The sequence below is a fragment of the Streptomyces sp. CA-181903 genome (genome assembly GCF_050937075.1).
In the GTDB taxonomy this organism is placed as follows: domain Bacteria; phylum Actinomycetota; class Actinomycetes; order Streptomycetales; family Streptomycetaceae; genus Streptomyces.
This window is the reverse complement of record NZ_JBNJLY010000001.1, coordinates 1,744,833-1,760,439: the sequence shown is the minus strand read 5'-3', so window position 1 is coordinate 1,760,439 and position 15,607 is coordinate 1,744,833. Positions and strand designations below refer to the sequence as shown.

General features: G+C 71.9%; 16 protein-coding genes. 8 read left to right on the top strand and 8 right to left on the bottom strand.

Annotated features, from left to right (window positions below; genetic code table 11):
• The first annotated feature begins 13 nt into the window (after window positions 1-13).
• The gene (sufU, locus tag ACQEVS_RS07650) at window positions 14-523 is read left to right on the top strand and encodes a Fe-S cluster assembly sulfur transfer protein SufU (RefSeq protein ID WP_433017007.1); all 510 of its coding nucleotides are present in this window, start codon (window positions 14-16) and stop codon (window positions 521-523) included.
• The gene (locus ACQEVS_RS07645) at window positions 520-852 is read left to right on the top strand and encodes a metal-sulfur cluster assembly factor (RefSeq protein ID WP_004951661.1); all 333 of its coding nucleotides are present in this window, start codon (window positions 520-522) and stop codon (window positions 850-852) included. The genes sufU and ACQEVS_RS07645 overlap by 4 nt, the downstream gene beginning before the upstream one ends.
• Before the next feature lie 534 nt (window positions 853-1,386).
• On the opposite strand, the gene ACQEVS_RS07640 is transcribed toward ACQEVS_RS07645, so the two are convergent.
• The 4 genes from ACQEVS_RS07640 to ACQEVS_RS07625 form a co-directional block, all read right to left on the bottom strand.
• The gene (locus tag ACQEVS_RS07640) at window positions 1,387-2,148 is read right to left on the bottom strand and encodes an FAD-dependent monooxygenase (protein WP_433017002.1); all 762 of its coding nucleotides are present in this window, start codon (window positions 2,146-2,148) and stop codon (window positions 1,387-1,389) included.
• Between the two features lie 16 nt (window positions 2,149-2,164).
• Window positions 2,165-2,839: a VC0807 family protein gene (locus tag ACQEVS_RS07635; RefSeq protein ID WP_433016999.1), complete on the bottom strand. Its 675-nt coding sequence runs from the start codon at window positions 2,837-2,839 to the stop codon at window positions 2,165-2,167.
• A complete protein-coding gene (locus ACQEVS_RS07630) occupies window positions 2,836-3,483 on the bottom strand; it encodes a TetR/AcrR family transcriptional regulator (protein ID WP_433016996.1) in 648 nt (215 codons plus the stop codon). Before ACQEVS_RS07630 ends, ACQEVS_RS07635 begins: the two co-directional genes overlap by 4 nt.
• 76 nt (window positions 3,484-3,559) lie before the next feature.
• Window positions 3,560-4,756, bottom strand: a complete 1,197-nt coding sequence (locus ACQEVS_RS07625) for a S8 family peptidase (RefSeq protein ID WP_433016993.1) — start codon at window positions 4,754-4,756, stop codon at window positions 3,560-3,562.
• 323 nt (window positions 4,757-5,079) lie between these two features.
• Here ACQEVS_RS07625 and ACQEVS_RS07620 point away from each other — a divergent pair, with 323 nt between their 5' ends.
• The 3 genes from ACQEVS_RS07620 (at window position 5,080) to dapD (ending at window position 7,003) form a co-directional block, all read left to right on the top strand.
• A complete protein-coding gene (locus ACQEVS_RS07620; protein WP_433016990.1) occupies window positions 5,080-5,403 on the top strand; it encodes a DMT family transporter in 324 nt (107 codons plus the stop codon).
• A complete protein-coding gene (locus ACQEVS_RS07615) occupies window positions 5,403-5,942 on the top strand; it encodes a TetR/AcrR family transcriptional regulator (protein WP_433016987.1) in 540 nt (179 codons plus the stop codon). Before ACQEVS_RS07620 ends, ACQEVS_RS07615 begins: the two co-directional genes overlap by 1 nt.
• A 71-nt stretch (window positions 5,943-6,013) precedes the next feature.
• Complete coding sequence (gene dapD, locus ACQEVS_RS07610) at window positions 6,014-7,003, top strand: 2,3,4,5-tetrahydropyridine-2,6-dicarboxylate N-succinyltransferase (protein WP_433016984.1); 990 nt, start codon at window positions 6,014-6,016, stop codon at window positions 7,001-7,003.
• Between the two features lie 94 nt (window positions 7,004-7,097).
• Here the strand turns inward: dapD and dapA are convergent, their stop codons facing one another.
• Window positions 7,098-8,024: a 4-hydroxy-tetrahydrodipicolinate synthase gene (gene dapA, locus ACQEVS_RS07605; RefSeq protein WP_433016981.1), complete on the bottom strand. Its 927-nt coding sequence runs from the start codon at window positions 8,022-8,024 to the stop codon at window positions 7,098-7,100.
• A 114-nt stretch (window positions 8,025-8,138) separates the two neighbouring features.
• Window positions 8,139-10,115 carry an endonuclease/exonuclease/phosphatase family protein gene (locus ACQEVS_RS07600; protein ID WP_433016978.1) on the bottom strand — a complete coding sequence of 659 codons (1,977 nt, stop codon included), beginning with the start codon at window positions 10,113-10,115 and terminating at the stop codon, window positions 8,139-8,141.
• Between the two features lie 364 nt (window positions 10,116-10,479).
• Here ACQEVS_RS07600 and ACQEVS_RS07595 point away from each other — a divergent pair, with 364 nt between their 5' ends.
• Window positions 10,480-12,003 (top strand): hypothetical protein, encoded by a 1,524-nt coding sequence (locus tag ACQEVS_RS07595; RefSeq protein WP_433016975.1) that lies wholly within the window; start codon window positions 10,480-10,482, stop codon window positions 12,001-12,003.
• A gap of 193 nt (window positions 12,004-12,196) precedes the next feature.
• Here ACQEVS_RS07595 and ACQEVS_RS07590 read toward each other — a convergent pair whose 3' ends face one another.
• Entirely contained in the window at window positions 12,197-12,721 is a 525-nt protein-coding gene (locus ACQEVS_RS07590; RefSeq protein WP_433016972.1) for a GNAT family N-acetyltransferase, read from the bottom strand.
• Between the two features lie 30 nt (window positions 12,722-12,751).
• On the bottom strand, window positions 12,752-13,135 hold the full coding sequence (locus tag ACQEVS_RS07585; RefSeq protein WP_433016969.1) for a VOC family protein: 384 nt from the start codon (window positions 13,133-13,135) through the stop codon (window positions 12,752-12,754).
• Between the two features lie 338 nt (window positions 13,136-13,473).
• Between ACQEVS_RS07585 and ACQEVS_RS07580 the strand changes: the two genes are divergently transcribed.
• Both ACQEVS_RS07580 and ACQEVS_RS07575 read left to right on the top strand, forming a co-directional pair.
• Window positions 13,474-15,042, top strand: coding sequence for a cell wall-binding repeat-containing protein (locus tag ACQEVS_RS07580; RefSeq protein ID WP_433016966.1), 1,569 nt, complete (start codon window positions 13,474-13,476; stop codon window positions 15,040-15,042).
• 4 nt (window positions 15,043-15,046) lie between these two features.
• Complete coding sequence (locus ACQEVS_RS07575) at window positions 15,047-15,451, top strand: hypothetical protein (RefSeq protein ID WP_433016963.1); 405 nt, start codon at window positions 15,047-15,049, stop codon at window positions 15,449-15,451.
• Window positions 15,452-15,607: the final 156 nt, after the last annotated feature.

The following is a 15,607-nucleotide window of genomic DNA, read 5'->3' as shown; positions in this document are numbered from 1 at the left end:
TGGGCAGCGGACTGTGAAGCTTGATTCGATGTACCAGGACGTCATCCTGGACCACTACAAGCACCCGCACGGCAGGGGCTTGCGGGACGGCGACGCCGAGGTGCACCACGTCAACCCGACGTGCGGCGACGAGATCACCCTGCGCGTCCGGCTCTCCGGTGAGACGATCGAAGACGTCTCGTACGAGGGCCAGGGCTGCTCGATCAGCCAGGCCAGCGCCTCGGTCCTCAACGAGCTGCTGGTCGGCAAGGAGCTCGACGACGCCCGGCGGATCCAGGAGACCTTCCTGGAGCTGATGCAGTCCAAGGGCCGGATCGAGCCGGACGACGCGATGGAGGAGGTGCTGGAGGACGCGGTGGCGTTCGCCGGCGTCTCCAAGTACCCCGCGCGGGTGAAATGCGCTCTCCTGAGCTGGATGGCGTGGAAGGACGCGACCGCCCAGGCGCTGGGCGAGACCGCCGAGCACGCCGAGAACGCGGCAAGCACCGAGAGCACCAAGAGCACTGCGAGGAAGACCGCATGAGCGACGAAGTGACCACCAAGCCGGCCACCGAGGAAGAGGTCCGCGAGGCCCTGTACGACGTGGTCGACCCCGAGCTGGGCATCGATGTCGTCAACCTCGGCCTGATCTACGGCATCCACATCGACGACGCCAACATCGCCACCCTCGACATGACACTGACGTCCGCGGCCTGCCCGCTGACCGACGTCATCGAGGACCAGGCGAAGTCCGCGACCGAGGGCATCGTCAACGAGCTCCGGATCAACTGGGTCTGGATGCCGCCGTGGGGCCCGGACAAGATCACCGACGAGGGCCGCGAGCAGCTTCGCGCCCTCGGGTTCAACGTCTGAGCGTTCCCCCTCCGAGCGTTTCCGCAGCCCGCCATCCGTACCACCGGGTGGCGGGCTGCTGCTGTATGCCGTGGTTGGCGGGCGGACGGATAGGGCGCGGGCGGATGGGCGGGGCGTGGTCGGGGCTGGGGCCGGGTGCCCTCCCCGGTTTCATCAGCGCGTTTCGGTCACGGATAGCCTCGGTGATCAATTGACGGGGCGGATGGGGCGGCCGACGGGGTCGCCGTAAGGGGGAACGATGACGGGCCGGGGCGATGCGGGGCGGCGTCTGGTCCGCTTCCTGTTCGGTTCCGTGCCGCGGTTCCTGGTCACCGGGGCGGCGTCGGCCGTGCTGGTGTTCGGTGGGCTTCTCGGGTTCGCGTGGCTGAGCGGGGACGGGCGGGGGTGTCCGGAAGCGGTTGCCCGGGCTTCCGGGGCGGAAGTGGCGGGGGAGTATGAGGGGCCGGACGGGATGAGCGTGCGTCTTCGGTACGACCCGGGGACGGGGCGGGGGACGTTCTCCGTGGCGCACTGGCCGTACGAGTGGTCCCCGGCCTACCGGAAGGAGAAGGCGTTCGACGCGGCGGGGACGTGGAGTCTGTCCCACGCCTCCGGCGCCGCGGAGACGCGGGTGCGGCTGTCCTTCGACGACGAACCGTCGCACCCTCGGCCACTGGAGACGCTCGTCGTCGGCCGGGACGGGGACGAGCGGGTGCTGTTCAAGGAGGCGGACCCGGACGCCTGTCCGTCCACGGTGCTGCGGCGCGCCGCGGGCTGAGGCCGGGGCCTGGTCAGGAGGGGGCGCCGAACCAGTGGCGTAGGGCCGGGCGGAGGCCGTTTCCTGCCGCGTCCGCCGTCCGCCCCCGCCAGGTAGGCGGCGCGCAGGGTGGTGGTGCCGTCCGGGCCGGCGACGGTGGCGGTCACGCCGTCCGCGTCCTGGGCGAGGCCGGTGAGTTCGCGGCCGCGCAGGGCGGGGATGCCGTACGAGGCGAGGTGCTCCTCCAGGAACCGTTCGACGCGGGCCTGCGGGATGCCGATCTGGTAGGGGAAGCGGGTGTCGAAGACCGAGTAGTCCAGGGGGATGCCCGCGAAGTGGCCGCGCGGCAGGGTGGTGAGGGCCTGTTCGGCGATGGGCTCCAACCAGCCGCGCAGACCCAGGACTTCGGCGGTGCGGGGCTGGAGGTTGAGCGCGCGGGACTGGCCGCCGCGTTCGAGGGTCCGTTCCAGGACGACGGTGCGGACGCCCGCGAGGCCGAGTTCGTTGGCGAGCGTCAGGCCGGTGGGGCCGGCTCCGACGACGATCACATCGGGGTTCATGCCCGTACCTCCGGTCTCACGCCTTCAGGCCGCGCCGGGTGACGTAGACGTTGTGGAAGAGGATCAGGCCGGCGAGGACGACCAGCCACTGCACCGTGCTCACCAGGGGCACGGAACCCACCGGCAGCGTCAGGGCCAGGACCACCCGCACCGCGGCGTCCAGCGTGAACACCCCGCCCCAGACGGCGGTGAGCACCCGCACGTCGCGGCGGAACACCGGCTCGGTGTCCCAGCGGGAAGCCCAGGCGCGCCAGCCCGCCTCGCCCAGCTTGGCGGTGACGACCGTCTGGCCCAGGTACATGATGAACGGGCGGCGGGTCGGCAGAGTGCCCAGGATCCAGAGGCCGATGAGGCCGAAGAGCCAGCTGTCGCGCACCAGCAGGACGCGCGGGTCGCCGGTCACCAGGGACATCAGGGCGCCGAGCAGCATCAGGCAGAGGGTGAACAGCCCCATGGGGTCCACCCGCCGGCGCCGGATCATCCCGTGGACGACCCAGGGCAGAGCGATCAGGCTGCCCACCGCCAGCGCGGCCCACTGGCTCGCGCCGGCCGCCTGGAGACCGTAGAACGCGCCGAGGGGGAGGGCGAGTTCGAAGAGGAGCTGGAGGATGACGAGCCTGCGCAGGGCGGCGGTCTTCTGCCGCTCGGTGGGCTGCGGCGGGACGGGGGCGGTCACGGGCTCTGTGGTCACGGGGTGCTCCTGGTCGCGCGGTCGAAGAGGTCGGCGAGCCGGCGGCCGTGGGCGGCGGCGTCGAAGTCCGGGTCGCGGGCGGCGCGCATCACGAGCGCGTCGATGGAGCCGCGGAGCGCGTACACCAGGGTCACGGGGTCGAAGTCGCCGAACTCCCCGGACTCCTGGGCCCTGCGTACGGCGTTGATCAGGGTGTCCAGCATCGCGTCCGTGACGGCGGTGAACTCCCGCGCCGAGGGGCTTTCGTCCCGGACGCCGGTGAGCACCTCCACCATGGCGTGCAGGTGCTTCGGGTAGACGTCCAGCAACGCGAGGTTGGACTCGATGTGCGCGCGGAGCCGCTCGCGGGCGGTCTGGTGCGCCTCGATCCTGGGCCGCATGTACGCGTCCGCGACCCGCATCACCTCCGCCACGACCTCGCGCATCAGGTCGTCCTTGCCGGCGAAGTGGTACGAGATCATCCCCGTGCTGCTCAGCCCGGCCTGCCGGGCGATCCGGTTGAACGACGCCTTGGCGTGGCCGACTTCGGCGATGACCTCGATCGCGGCGCCGACGATCTGCGCTCTCCTGGCGGCCTCCGTGAACGTCCGGCCGGCGGTCGGGGTCACCGCTCCTTGCTTGGAGCCGCTGTTCTTTGCTCGCATGAGCAAAAGGTAAGCGCGGTTTGCTCGGGTGAGCAAGTATTGGTTTGGTCAAGCAGCCGGCGAGGGGGCGGGAGAGTCAGAGGCCGCCCGTGTTCAGCAGGCGGTTCGGCGTCCGGTCGCGCAGTCCGCTCAACACCCCCTGCGTGGCCTGTTTCTCCAGCCACTCGGTCACCGCCTGCACCGACGCGTCCGGGTGCGCCGCCTTGTAGAGCGCGGCCACCCCGGTGACGTGCGGTGCCGCCTGCGAGGTGCCGCTCTTCGTCGCGGCGCCGCCGCCGGCGCGGGCCGAGACGATGTCCAGGCCCGGGGCGAGGAGCCGCAGGCAGGCACCCCAGTTGCTGAACGACGTCATCCGGTCGTCGCGGTCCGTCGCCCCGACGACCACCGCCCCCGGCGCGCTGCCCGGCGAGTTGGCGCAGGCGTCGGTGGCCGCGGTCGCGGGCTGCGCGTTGCCCGCCGAGACGACGGGCGGCACCCCGCGGTCGGCGACCGCGGCCACCGACGCGTTCGTCGCCGCCGAGTACGGGCCGTTGAGCGAGGCGTTCAGCACGGACGCCGGCCCGGCGTGCTGGGCCACCCAGTCCAGGCCCGCCACGAAACGGGAGGCCGACGTCGTCCCGTCGCAGTCCAGCACCCGCACGCTGACCAGCGCCACCTTCCGGGCGATGCCGTGCTCCCCGCCGCCGATGATCCCCGCCACGTGCGTGCCGTGCCCGGAGCCGGTCAGGCAGTCGGAGCCGTCGCCGTTCGGGTCGACCAGGTCGACGCCCTTGCGGGCGCGCCCGCCGAACTCGGGGTGCGTGTAGTCGATGCCCGTGTCGACGACGTACGCGGTCACGCCGGCGCCGGTGCCGGCGACCGTGAACCGGCCGTCCAGGGGGAGCCGCCGCTGGTCCACCCGGTCCAGGCCCCAGGAGGCGGCGGCCGGGGCGGTGGGGTCGTGCAGGGGGACCGAGGACTGGCGGAGCACCGCGTCCTCCTCGACGGACCGCACGTCCGGGGAGCGGCGGACGGCGTCCAGCTGCGCGGGGGTGAGCGGGGCGGCGAAGCCGAGCAGGGCGTGCTGGTAGACGGTGTCCGGCGTGACGCCCAGCCGGGCGGTCAGCGCGCGGGGGCTGGCGCCCTGGCGGAGGGTGACGATGTAGTGACCGGTCGCCGCGCGGCCGGCGGGCGCGGGGGTGGGGGTGGGGTCGGCCGGGGCCAAGGCCAGGGTGAGGGGCGCCAGGAGGGTGAGGGTGAGGGTGAGGAGGCGGAGGTGGTGTGGGGGTCTCATGTCCCCTGGATAGGGGGAGGGGTGGGAGGGAGGCGATCGGGGGTGGGCCATTTGGCCTGGGGTGGGGTGCCCCGGTCCCGCCCCTTCGCCGCTTCCTGAGGGCAAGCCCCCAGACCCCCTTGTCCTCAAGCGCCGGACGGGCTGAATCAGCCCGTCCGGCGCTTGAGGACAACCGTGCGGAGCGCGGTTTCGGGGTCTGGGGCGCAGCCCCAGGAAACGGGGAATGGGGGTGCCCCTCTGGGGGAGGGACCGGGGCACCCCACCCCAGCGCCCCGCAGGGCCGTTGCGTACGCCCGTACACACCGTTGTGTACCCTCGTACACATGGTGTACCTCACCCTCGCGGGCGCGATCGCATCCGAGATCGCCGCCACCACCTGCATGAAGTTCAGCGACGGCTTCGGCAGGCTCTGGCCCTCACTCGGGACGGCGGTCGGCTACCTCCTCGCCTTCCTCCTCCTCGCACGCACCCTCAAGGCCATGGACGTCGGCACGGCCTACGCCATCTGGTCCGGTGCGGGCACGGCGGTCGTCGCCGCGATCGGCATGCTCTTCCTGGGTGAGGCGGTCAACGCGGCGCGGATCGGCGGGATCCTGCTGGTGATCCTGGGCGTCGTCGTCCTCAACCTCGGCGGGGCCTCCCACTGATGCCCCGCCGCTACGACCCCGACCGCCGCGACCGCATCGTCGAGGCCGCCGTCCGCGTCGTCGGCGCCCGCGGCCTCGGCGCGCTCAGCCACCGGGCGGTCGCCGCCGAGGCGGACGTCCCCCTGGGCTCGACGACGTACCATTTCGCCACCCTCGACGACCTGCTCGTCGAAGCGGTGCGCCGGACCGCCCGGGAGTGGCTGGACGGCCTCGCCGCCTGGGAGCGCGGGCTGCCCGCCGGCGCGCCCTTGGCGGACGCCGTCGTCGACCTCGTCGCGGAGGCCCTGGCGGGGGACCGCTCGCGCCTGGAACTGGAGTACGAGCTCTACGCCGCCGCCCTGCGCCGTCCGGCCGTCCGTCCGGTCGCCGCCGCATGCGTCGAGGAGATGACCGCCGTCCTCGGCCGCCGGACGCCCGACGCCGCCGCGGCCCGCGCCCTCTGCGCGCTGCTCGACGGGCTGCTGCTCCAGTACCTGGTGAGCGGGCGGCCCTTCGCGCGGGCGGAGGTACGGGAGGCGGTGGCGCGGCTGGTGGGGTGAGGCTTCCGCGTCCACCGGGGTGCGGGAGTCCGGTTCGCCTTGAGCGGGCCCCTCCGGTTAGGTTTTCGGACATGACCGATGCTGCTGTCCCCCTCACCACCGGTGCCGCCGCCGCCGGCCTCGCCACGATCGCCGCCGACGGCACCGTCCTCGACACCTGGTTCCCCGCCCCCGCGCTGGCCGACGCGCCCGGCCCGGCCGGCACCGAGGAGCTGACCGCCGAGCGCGCCGCCGAGCTGCTGGGCGAGGCCGCCCTGAAGGCCGTCGGCCCGGACCCCCGCCGCGGCGTCACCGTCGTCGCGGTCCGCACGGTCATCGCCTCGCTCGACGACAAGCCGCTCGACGCGCACGACGTCTACCTGCGACTGCACCTGCTGTCGTCCCGGCTGATCCGGCCGCACGGCGCGAACCTGGACGGCATGTTCGGCCTGCTGGCCAACGTCGCCTGGACCTCGCTCGGCCCGGTGGCCGTGGACCGGATCGAGACGGTGCGCCTGAACGCCCGCGCCGAGGGCCTGCACCTCCAGGTCACCAGCATCGACAAGTTCCCGCGCATGACCGACTACGTCGTCCCGTCCGGCGTCCGCATCGGCGACGCCGACCGCGTCCGCCTCGGCGCCCACCTGGGCAAGGGCACCACCGTCATGCACGAGGGCTTCGTCAACTTCAACGCCGGCACGCTCGGTACCTCCATGGTGGAGGGGCGGATCAGCGCGGGTGTCGTGGTCGGCGACGGCAGCGACATCGGGGGTGGCGCGTCCACCATGGGGACGCTCTCCGGTGGCGGCAAGCAGATCATTTCCGTGGGGGCGAACTGTCTCCTCGGCGCGGAGTCCGGTATCGGGATCGCGCTGGGCGACGAGTGCGTCGTCGAGGCCGGGCTGTACGTGACCGCCGGTACTCGGGTCACCCTGCCGGACGGGGAGATCGTGAAGGCGCTGGAGCTTTCGGGTGCGAGCAACATCCTGTTCCGGCGGAACTCCACGACGGGTGCGGTTGAGGCGCGGCCTTACAAGAGCACCTGGGGTGGGCTGAACGAGGCGCTGCACAGCCACAACTAGGCGCCTGCGGCGGGCTGGTGCCCCGGTCCCGCCCCTTCGCCGATTCCTGGGGCTGCGCCCCAGACCCCCTTTTTCGCGGCTTCGCCGCTCGTCCTCAAACGCCGGACGGGCTGATTCCAGCCCGTCCGGCGTTCGAGACCGCCTCCCCGTGCACCTTCAGCAACCGCTCCACCCACTCCTCCGAAGCGGCCCGCAGCGGCGCCCGGACCGGCCCGCCCGGCAGCGCCAGTGCACCGAGCAGGGCCTTCGCCGTCACGGTGCCCGGCAGTCCGCCCGCCATCATCGCCTCGATCAGCGGCAGAGCGGCCGCGTGCAGTCGCCTTGCCTCCTCCACGGAACCGGAATCGAACGCGTCCAGGGAAGCCGCCAGCAACGGCCCGGCGACGTTCGCCACCGTGCTGACGTAGCCGACCGCCCCCACCGAGCGCAGCGGAAGGTTGAGTTCCTCGCTGCCCGAGTAGTACGCCAGCCCCGTGGCGGCGATGACCTTGGCGCTGCCGAGGAGGTCGTAGGCGCAGTCCTTGACGCCCTCGACGCGTGGGTGTTCGGCCAGTCGCAGCATCGTGTCCACCTCGATGCGGGTGCCGGTGCGGCCGGGGATGTCGTAGAGCATGACGGGGATGCCGACCGCGTCGGCCACCGTCCGGAAGTGTTCCTCGACGGCGTCCTGCGGGGGCCGGCTGTAGTACGGGGTGACGACGAGCACGGCGTCGGCGCCGGCCGCCTCCGCCGCGCGGGCGAGGGTGGCGGTGTGGCGGGTGTCGTTGGTGCCGACGCCCGCCGTGATCCGGGCGCGGCCGGCGACCGCCTCCGTGACGGCCCTGATGAGGGCGGACTTCTCCTCGTCGGTGGTGGTCGGCGATTCGCCGGTGGTGCCGCTGAGGACCAGCCCGTCGCAGCGGCCCGCGCCGACGAGGTGGTCGGCCAGGCGCTGGGCGCCGTCGAGGTCGAGCCGGCCGTCGGGGGTGAAGGGGGTCACCATCGCACAGACCGTACGGCCGAAGGGGCTGGTGGGCGGCATCGCGTCACACTCCGGAATCGGGGAACTCGCCCCGATTCTGGGCCTCTTCGACCGTACGGTCCATGGACAGTTGCTATCGCTACGTTTCAGCACCCCTTAAAGAAGGGGTTGGCCTCACGGCGTCCAGCGCAGTACCTGCGGGTCGTGGTCGCTCGCCTGGTCGGCGAACTCGGCGTTGATGTGGACGATGTCGTAGTCCGTCCGGCCGGTCCGCCAAGCCTTCCCGCCCGCCTTCCCGCTCATGGCCGGGCTGGTCAGGATGTGGTCCAGCACCTGGGAGTTGCCCTGGTAGACGTAGCCGTACCGTTCCTTCGCGGGCAGCAGGCCCACCTGGTCCGTCAGCACCTTGCCGGAGGTGAGGGTGCGGAGCGCGGGGGAGAACTGGTAGTCGTTGAGGTCGCCCGCGACGATCACGTTGGCCTTGCGGTCCGCGGCGAGGATCCGCTTGACGAAGGCGTTGACGACCGCGGCCTGCTTGCCGCGTTGCACCTCGGAGGTGCGGGCGGGCGGCTGGAAGCGGCTGTCGACGCCCTGGTCGCCGCCCTTGGAGTTGAAGTGGTTGGCGATCACGAAGACCCGCTCGCCGCGGAAGGTGAACTGGCCGGCCAGCGGCTTGCGGCTGTTCTCCCACGCGGCGTTGGCCGGGTCGACGCGGCCGGGGGAGGCGGTCAGGGCGGCCTTGCCGTGGTCGCGGACGACGCCGACCGGGGTCGTGGAGCCGCCGCCCGCGATGTCCGTGAAGCTCACCCGGGCGGGGTTGAAGAGGAAGGCGGTGCGTATGTTGCCGCCGGGCTGGCCGCCGTCCTTGCCGTCCACGGGGTCGATCTGCCGCCACTCGTACCGCGGCCCGCCCGCCTTCGCGACGGCGTCGGTCAGCTTCTTCAGCGTCGCGCTCGCGTCGACGGTCCCGTCGTCGGTGGTGCCGTTGTCGTCCTGGACCTCCTCCAGGGCGACGATGTCGGGCGCGGCGAGGTTGGTCACCAGGGCGGAGGCGAGCCGGTCGAACTTCTCCCGCGGGTTCTTGGGGGAGAGGTTCTCGACGTTGTACGTGGCGACGGCGAGTTCGCCGTCCCGCTGCCGGCGCGTGGTCTCGCGCTTCAGCCCCCGGTCGGCGAGCGTGCCGAGTTCGGTGGCCTGAAGGGTGTAGCCGCCGTAGTTGTCGTAGTCCAGCGGGCCGGCGGTGGTGCCGGTCAGTTCGTCGCCCACGTTCGCGACCGGGAACGGGTGCTGTGCGAACGGGATCAGCGAGGAGATCTTCACCCGGGCCGCGTTGGGGTCGGCGTACGAGCTGTAGAGGACGCCGCCGCGCGCGGTGCGGTGGTGGCTGGGGTCGGCGGTGACCCAGAGGTCCTTGTGGCTGCTGGTGGCACCGGTGACCGGCGCGTTCCTGACCGCGACGCGCATGCCCTCCAGCGACTCGAAGCGGTCGAGCGCGTAGCGGCCCGGGTCCAGCCGGAGCTTCTCGATCGAGCCGCCGCTGCCGTCGCGGGGCGTCGGCGCGTAACGGGTCGGCAGCGTACGGGCGTTGAGCTCGACGGCGGCGGGCAGGGGGTTGCCCGAGGAGGCGACGGTCCAGGTCGCCTTGGTGAGCTGGGTGACCGACTGCAGCCCGGCCGCCTCGCCGCCCGGGTAGTACTCGCCGACCGTGGCCGAGACGAGCACCGCGTCGCCGACCGCGACCGACGGAGTCGTCGCACCCGTGAAGACGAAAACGCCTTCGCTGGTGGCCGGGTCCCGGTCCGGGTGCGGGTCCTGGAACCAGAAGCCGCGGGCGGAGCCGAAGGCGCGGACCGCCGTGACCACGCCCGGCACCTCGGACACCCGCTTCCCGGCCAGCGGGGAGACGCGTGTGGTGCCCTGGATGTCGTGGATCCGGGTCCCTCCGGTGGCGCCCGCCGTGCCTGCTGAGCCCGTGGCGCCCGCGGTGGGCGCGGTGAGCAGGCCGGCCGCGAGGGCGGCGGTGACGAGGGTGCCGGTGGTGACGTACGCGCGGCCGAGGCGGCGGGTGAGGGCGGTGCGGCCGGTCTGGCCGGTGCTACCGGTACGGCCGGTACGCCGGGTGTGGCTGGTGCGGTGCCGACTGCTGGGCACGAGAAGCCTCCGGAGGCTTGTGTGAGGGGTGGGAGGAGGAGTCGGCGACCGCGGACGGAAGCGGGTATTCCGCCCGTTCCCCCGCCGCACCGACTTCTACGCGCGTCAATTTCGGTCGTGAACACGTCAGTTGTCAAGGTTCTGTCGGTGTCCGGCCCCTTAAGGGCAGGTGAACCGGGCGGCGCGCCCGGAAAGCCGTCTACGCTGGGGCGGTACGTGCGCCGTCGGTGATCCCCGCGCGCTCGCCGCCGCGGGCGGGTGGCCGAGGCCACGCCGTTCCCGGCCATGGCCTCCGGTCATGACCTCCGTCACGCCCGCACTCCGGCACGTCCCGTGCCGTCACCCCGAGGAGATGACCCCCCTGATGCCCGCAGACCGCCCGACCATGCCGCCGGTGCGGCTCCTCCCCGACGCGGAGCTCGCGCGCGACGCGCTCTCCGCGCCGCTGTTCGCCCGCGCCGCCCGACTGGCCCGCTGGGCCGGCGAGGGCACCCCGGTCGGCGCGGGCGGCGAACTGCTCGCGGACCAGCTGCGCACCGCCACCGGGCTGCTCGGGCTCGACGGCGACGAGGACGGCCCGGCGTACACGGCCGAGGCGTGGCAGCTCGCGCTGGACACGGGGCTGGTCGAGTTCAGCGAGCACGCGGAGAGTGAGCACGCGGAGGAGGGCGGAGCGGCTGCCGAGCCGTCCTCGGACGAACCCAGCGGCATCGCCGTCGCCGGCGAGGAACTGGCCACGCTCACCTCCGGCAGCCCGCAGGACGTCCTCGACCTGTGGCTCGGCGGCCTGGAGACCGTCCTCGCCGACGCGGCGGCCCCGGACCTCGGCGACATCGTCGACCAGCTCGCCGACGGCGGCGACCTGGACCTCGACGCCATCGACTGGAACCCCGAGGAGGAGGCCGACTTCCTCGACGGCGTCCTCGGCAACCTCTACCTGCTGACGGCGCTCGACTCCGACGACGACGCCGTCGCCCGGCGGCCCGTCCCGCTCCCGGCGCTCGCCGCCTCCCTGATCGTCCCGGACGACATGGACGAGCCCACCGACGCCGTCCTCGAAGAGGTCTCCGACGCGATGATGCGCCTGGACGACCAGTTCCGGATGCTCGCCCCGACCGGCCTCATCGCGTACCAGCCCGTCGACGAGGCCCTGATCGAGGAGGTCGACGGCGAGGGCCACATCCGCGAGTCCGTCGACGGCGTCACCTCCGACGCGCCCGAGGAGGAGGACGTCACCCGGTACGGCATGGTCTCCCTCACCCCGCTCGGCGTCTTCGCCGTCCGCACCCGGATGCTGGAGGCGGGCGTCGACGCCCCGGCCGTCGGCGACCTCGCCGAGAAGGACGCCGCCGCGCTCCTCGCCGCCCTCCCGCACCACCCCCGGCCCGCCGCCCGCGCCGAGACCGAACTCTGGCTCGCCCGCCGCGACGCCCTGACCGCCGCCCGCGAACTGCTCGCCGCCGCCCGCGGCGACGACGAGGACGCCCCGCTGCGCCGGCTCGCCTGCCAGCAGGCCCTGACCCTGGTCCCCCTCGACGCCGAGCCCGCGTTCCGCGAGGTCCTCGACGATCCGCGGCTCGGCGGCCTCGCCCGCGTCTGGCTCGCCGAACGCGGCGCGACGGACATTCCCGAGCCCGGCGAGACGATGGTCTTCTGGCTCACCATCGACACGATCGCCGCGCAGCTCGCCTCGGAGGGGGACTCCGAGGAGCTGCGGGAGCTGGTGATCGGGCTGGTGGGGCAGCACAGCGGGTTCTTCGACTCCGCTTGGCGGGTCGAGCACCCCGCCACGGCGGATGTGCTGGAGGCGATGGGGCGGCTGCACCCGGAGAAGCGGGTCGCCAAGGCGGCGCGGAAGGCGGCGTTCAAGGCGCGGTCGCGGGGCTAGCGGCTGGTTGTGCCCCGGTCCCACCCCTTCGCTGCTTCCTGGGGGCGAGCCCCCAGACCCCCTTGTCCTCAAACGCCGGACGGGCTGAACGGCCCGTCCCCGGGGAGGCGCGGGGACGTAGCCCCCGCGAGAAACGGTGAAAGGGCGGGACGGCGCGCGGCGGCGGTCGTGCCGGACACCGGCCCGGGCCCGGTCAGGTGCCGAAAGGGGCCGCGTAACGGATCCGGCCCGCCGGCAGCGGCCGGTCCGCGTCGAGGGCCAGCACCATTATCGCCTCGTCCGGCACTTCGAAGGCGGGCAGGACGCCGTGCGCGGACGCCCGGCCGAAGCCGAAGCGCGGGTAGTAGTCCGGGTGCCCGAGCACCGTGACGGCGTGCTCGCCGCGCGCCCGCGCCGCGTCGAGGGCCGCCCGGACGACCGCCGAACCGGCACCCGTCCGCTGGCGGGCGGGCAGAACGGCGACGGGGGCGAGGCAGAGCGCCGGCTCCTCGCCGATGTGACACCGCGTCAGCAGCGCGTGCGCGACGAGCGTGCCGTCCGGGTCCTCGGCCACCAGGGACAGCCCGGGGATCCAGGCGGGGTCGGCACGCAGCGCGTCGACCAGGTCCGCCTCCGACGGGGTGGGGAACGCGGCGAGTTCGACGGCGCGGACGGCGGGGATGTCGGCGGCGGTCTCGGGGCGGGTGGTCCAGGGGGCGGGGGTGACGGGCGGGGTCATCGTCAGCGTTGGTCTTTCCTTGGGATGCGGTCAGAGGGGCTGGATCCGGCTGCGCAGGAGGCAGAACTCGTTCCCTTCCGGGTCGGCGAGGACGTGCCAGCTCTCGCCGCCGGTCTGCCCGACGTCGACGGGCCTGGCCCCGAGGGCGAGCAGCCGCTCCAACTCGGCGTCGTGGTCGCGGTCGGTGGGGCTGACGTCGATGTGCAGCCTGAGTTTCCCGGGTCGCGGGTCCGCGCTGGGGCTGATCACGAGAATCGGCTGCGGACCACCGAACCCGACACCGGCCGGCCCGATCGCGATGCTTCCGTCGTCCTCCCGCTCGACCTCCACGTAGCCGAGAACCTCGCTCCAGAACGCGGCGAGCCGCTCGGCGTCGGCGGCGTCGATGACCAGCTCACTGATGCGGGATGCCATGCCCGCCAGTGTAGGGAGCCGCTTCGCGGCGCGTTCCGCATGAGGTCCGGGCCCTGCGGTTCCCGCCCCGCGCGCGATACGCGCGTGGCCGGGTTCCACGGCGGTCGGTGTGGGTGACGACATGAACCGGCCCGATCTCACTTGACGTGTGCCGAAGATCACGGAACGTCTTGTCGTCTTTGATGGGCTTTTGTCCATTGGGGGTTGTTGATGGCGGCGGAAGAGGCATTGCCTGAAGCATGCGCTTGCTTTAACTTTTCTTTGCTCTCTTCGTTTCGAGCTGTCAATCTTTTCGGGGTGTGTGTATGAGGTCTGCCAGACTCCCTGTGGTCCTGGCGATGCCGGTCTCTCTTCTGCTGGCTTCCTTGAGTCCGGCCATGGCGGTGGGTGATGGGGGCCCTGCCAATGCCACCGGGACGGGTGCGTCTGTTGCGTTGACGAGAATCGCCGGAAGCAACTCGATAGACACTGCTGTCAAGATTTCCCGGGAGCACTGGAAGGGAGTTTCGGAAAACGGCGGAAACGCAGCGGAATCCGTTGTGTTGACTCAGTTCGACGGTTACAAGGACGGTGTCTCGGCCATTCCCCTGGCCAAGGCGAAGAAAGGCCCTCTGCTGATCACCCGGGGGGCGTCCCTGGATCCGCAGGTGTCCGAAGAGATCAAGCGCATTCTTCCACAGGGGAAGACGGTTTACCTGACGGGCGGCACGTCCGTCATCGGCGCGGAGATCGAGCAGTCCCTCCGTACGGCCGGATATGCCACGAAGAGGTACGCCGGCAGCAATGCGGTGGCGACATCGCTTGCCGTCGCGCGGGACGGAGTGCGGACTCCTCGGCACGTCGTCATCGCTTCGGCGAACGACTGGAAAGACCCGCTGAGCGCGGCCGGCGCGGTGGCCGCGGTCGATGGTGCCCTGGTTCTCAGCGATGACGATCGCCTGGACGACTCGGTCAAGCAGTGGCTGGACACCTTGCCGGAGAACGTCACCAAGACGGCCGTGGGCGGACCGGCGAGCAAGTCCTACCCCAGTACAGCAGGTGCGGTAGTGGGCAAGAACGCCGTCGAGACGAGTGCCTTCATCGCCGACAAGTTCATGCCCGACCCCGCTCGGGTTTCCTTGGCCTCGACTGCGGGTTTCCGTGACGGTCTGGCCGGTGGCGCCTACGCGGCCACCGTGGGGATGCCGACTCTGCTCAATCCGCCGGACAGGCTTGAGCGAGGATCGGGGTGGTTTGCGACCGATCACAGCGCCACTGCGCGCGGCATCACCTTGTTCGGGGGGACGAGCGCGCTTTCCGACGAGGTGGGCACAGCAGCCAAAAACGCGGCCACTGAGAAGTTCATCCCCGGGGAAGTGGTGCAGAGCGGGGAACAGCCGCGCACGGCCGATGAAGTGGCTGGTATGGCCGTCACCCCCGACTGGGCCATCGACACGAAGGCCTACGGCGGATACAGCGGCGGAATGAACGACGCAGAGTTCGACTTCTGCAAGTGGCCCAGCCGCAATGCCATTTGTTCCAAGGCGTACTTGGCCTCCAAAACTGCGGAATCAAAGGCGAATGCCGAGAAGCAGTCGGGCGGGATGTGGCCCGGTAGTCATGGGAACGGCGGCAAGGTCGACGCCTATCGCCATTGCTCCTGGAACGTCCTCATGGCGTACGAGATGGGATCCAGGACGGCGAAGGGCTTCGGCGACCGGCACGAGAAGGGGCCGAAACCGTCCAACATGAGCAACGAGGAAGCCGAGAGGCACCACAGGATGGACTACTTCAACAACTCCTGGGGCCGTTACTTCGGGCAGTATGCGCGGGATGCCGGGATGAGTTACAAGGAGGCTTCCTCGCATGCCGTCGGATGGTGTCTGCTCGCGGTGAACGAGGGCACTCTGCACTACCTGCGGTACTGAGGCGATGGGCCGCGTATACCGCATTCTGCTGCACGTGGCGGCGCCCCTGTTGGCCGGGCAGTTGCTGGCAGGGGGCTTCTACTGCTTTTTCTTCTTCCCGTTCTTCTCGGACGGCTTCGGTCCCGTGGACGACAGGCCCGGTACGGGCACGGTGTGGGGGCCGGTGTGTTTCGGTGCCTTGCTCACGGTGGTGTCGCTGTGGTGCGGGGCGTTCATGGTGCGCGGTCTTCTGCGCGGTGCGCGGGCCCCGCGAGCCGTGCGGGCCGCGCTGGTCATGCAGGTGCTGGTCGTGGTGGTCTGTGCGGCGTTCGCCCGGTGGCCTGCGGTTGTCGGGTGCGCGGTGGTGTTGCTGGTCCTCCTGGTCGCCCTTGTGGCCCTCGACCGGAGGGACGCCCGGGCGGGCGGATGACCCGGTCCCCTAGGGAATCGGGCGGCAGGGATCATCCCCTGTGCCGACGACTCGGCGACGTGTGGCGGGGGAGAGTGGTGGGGCGCGCCGGGCGTTGGGAGGGGGACCTTTCCCGCCGGGTGTGCCGTCCGCCGTCGTGCCTCTCCGGCCTCACCC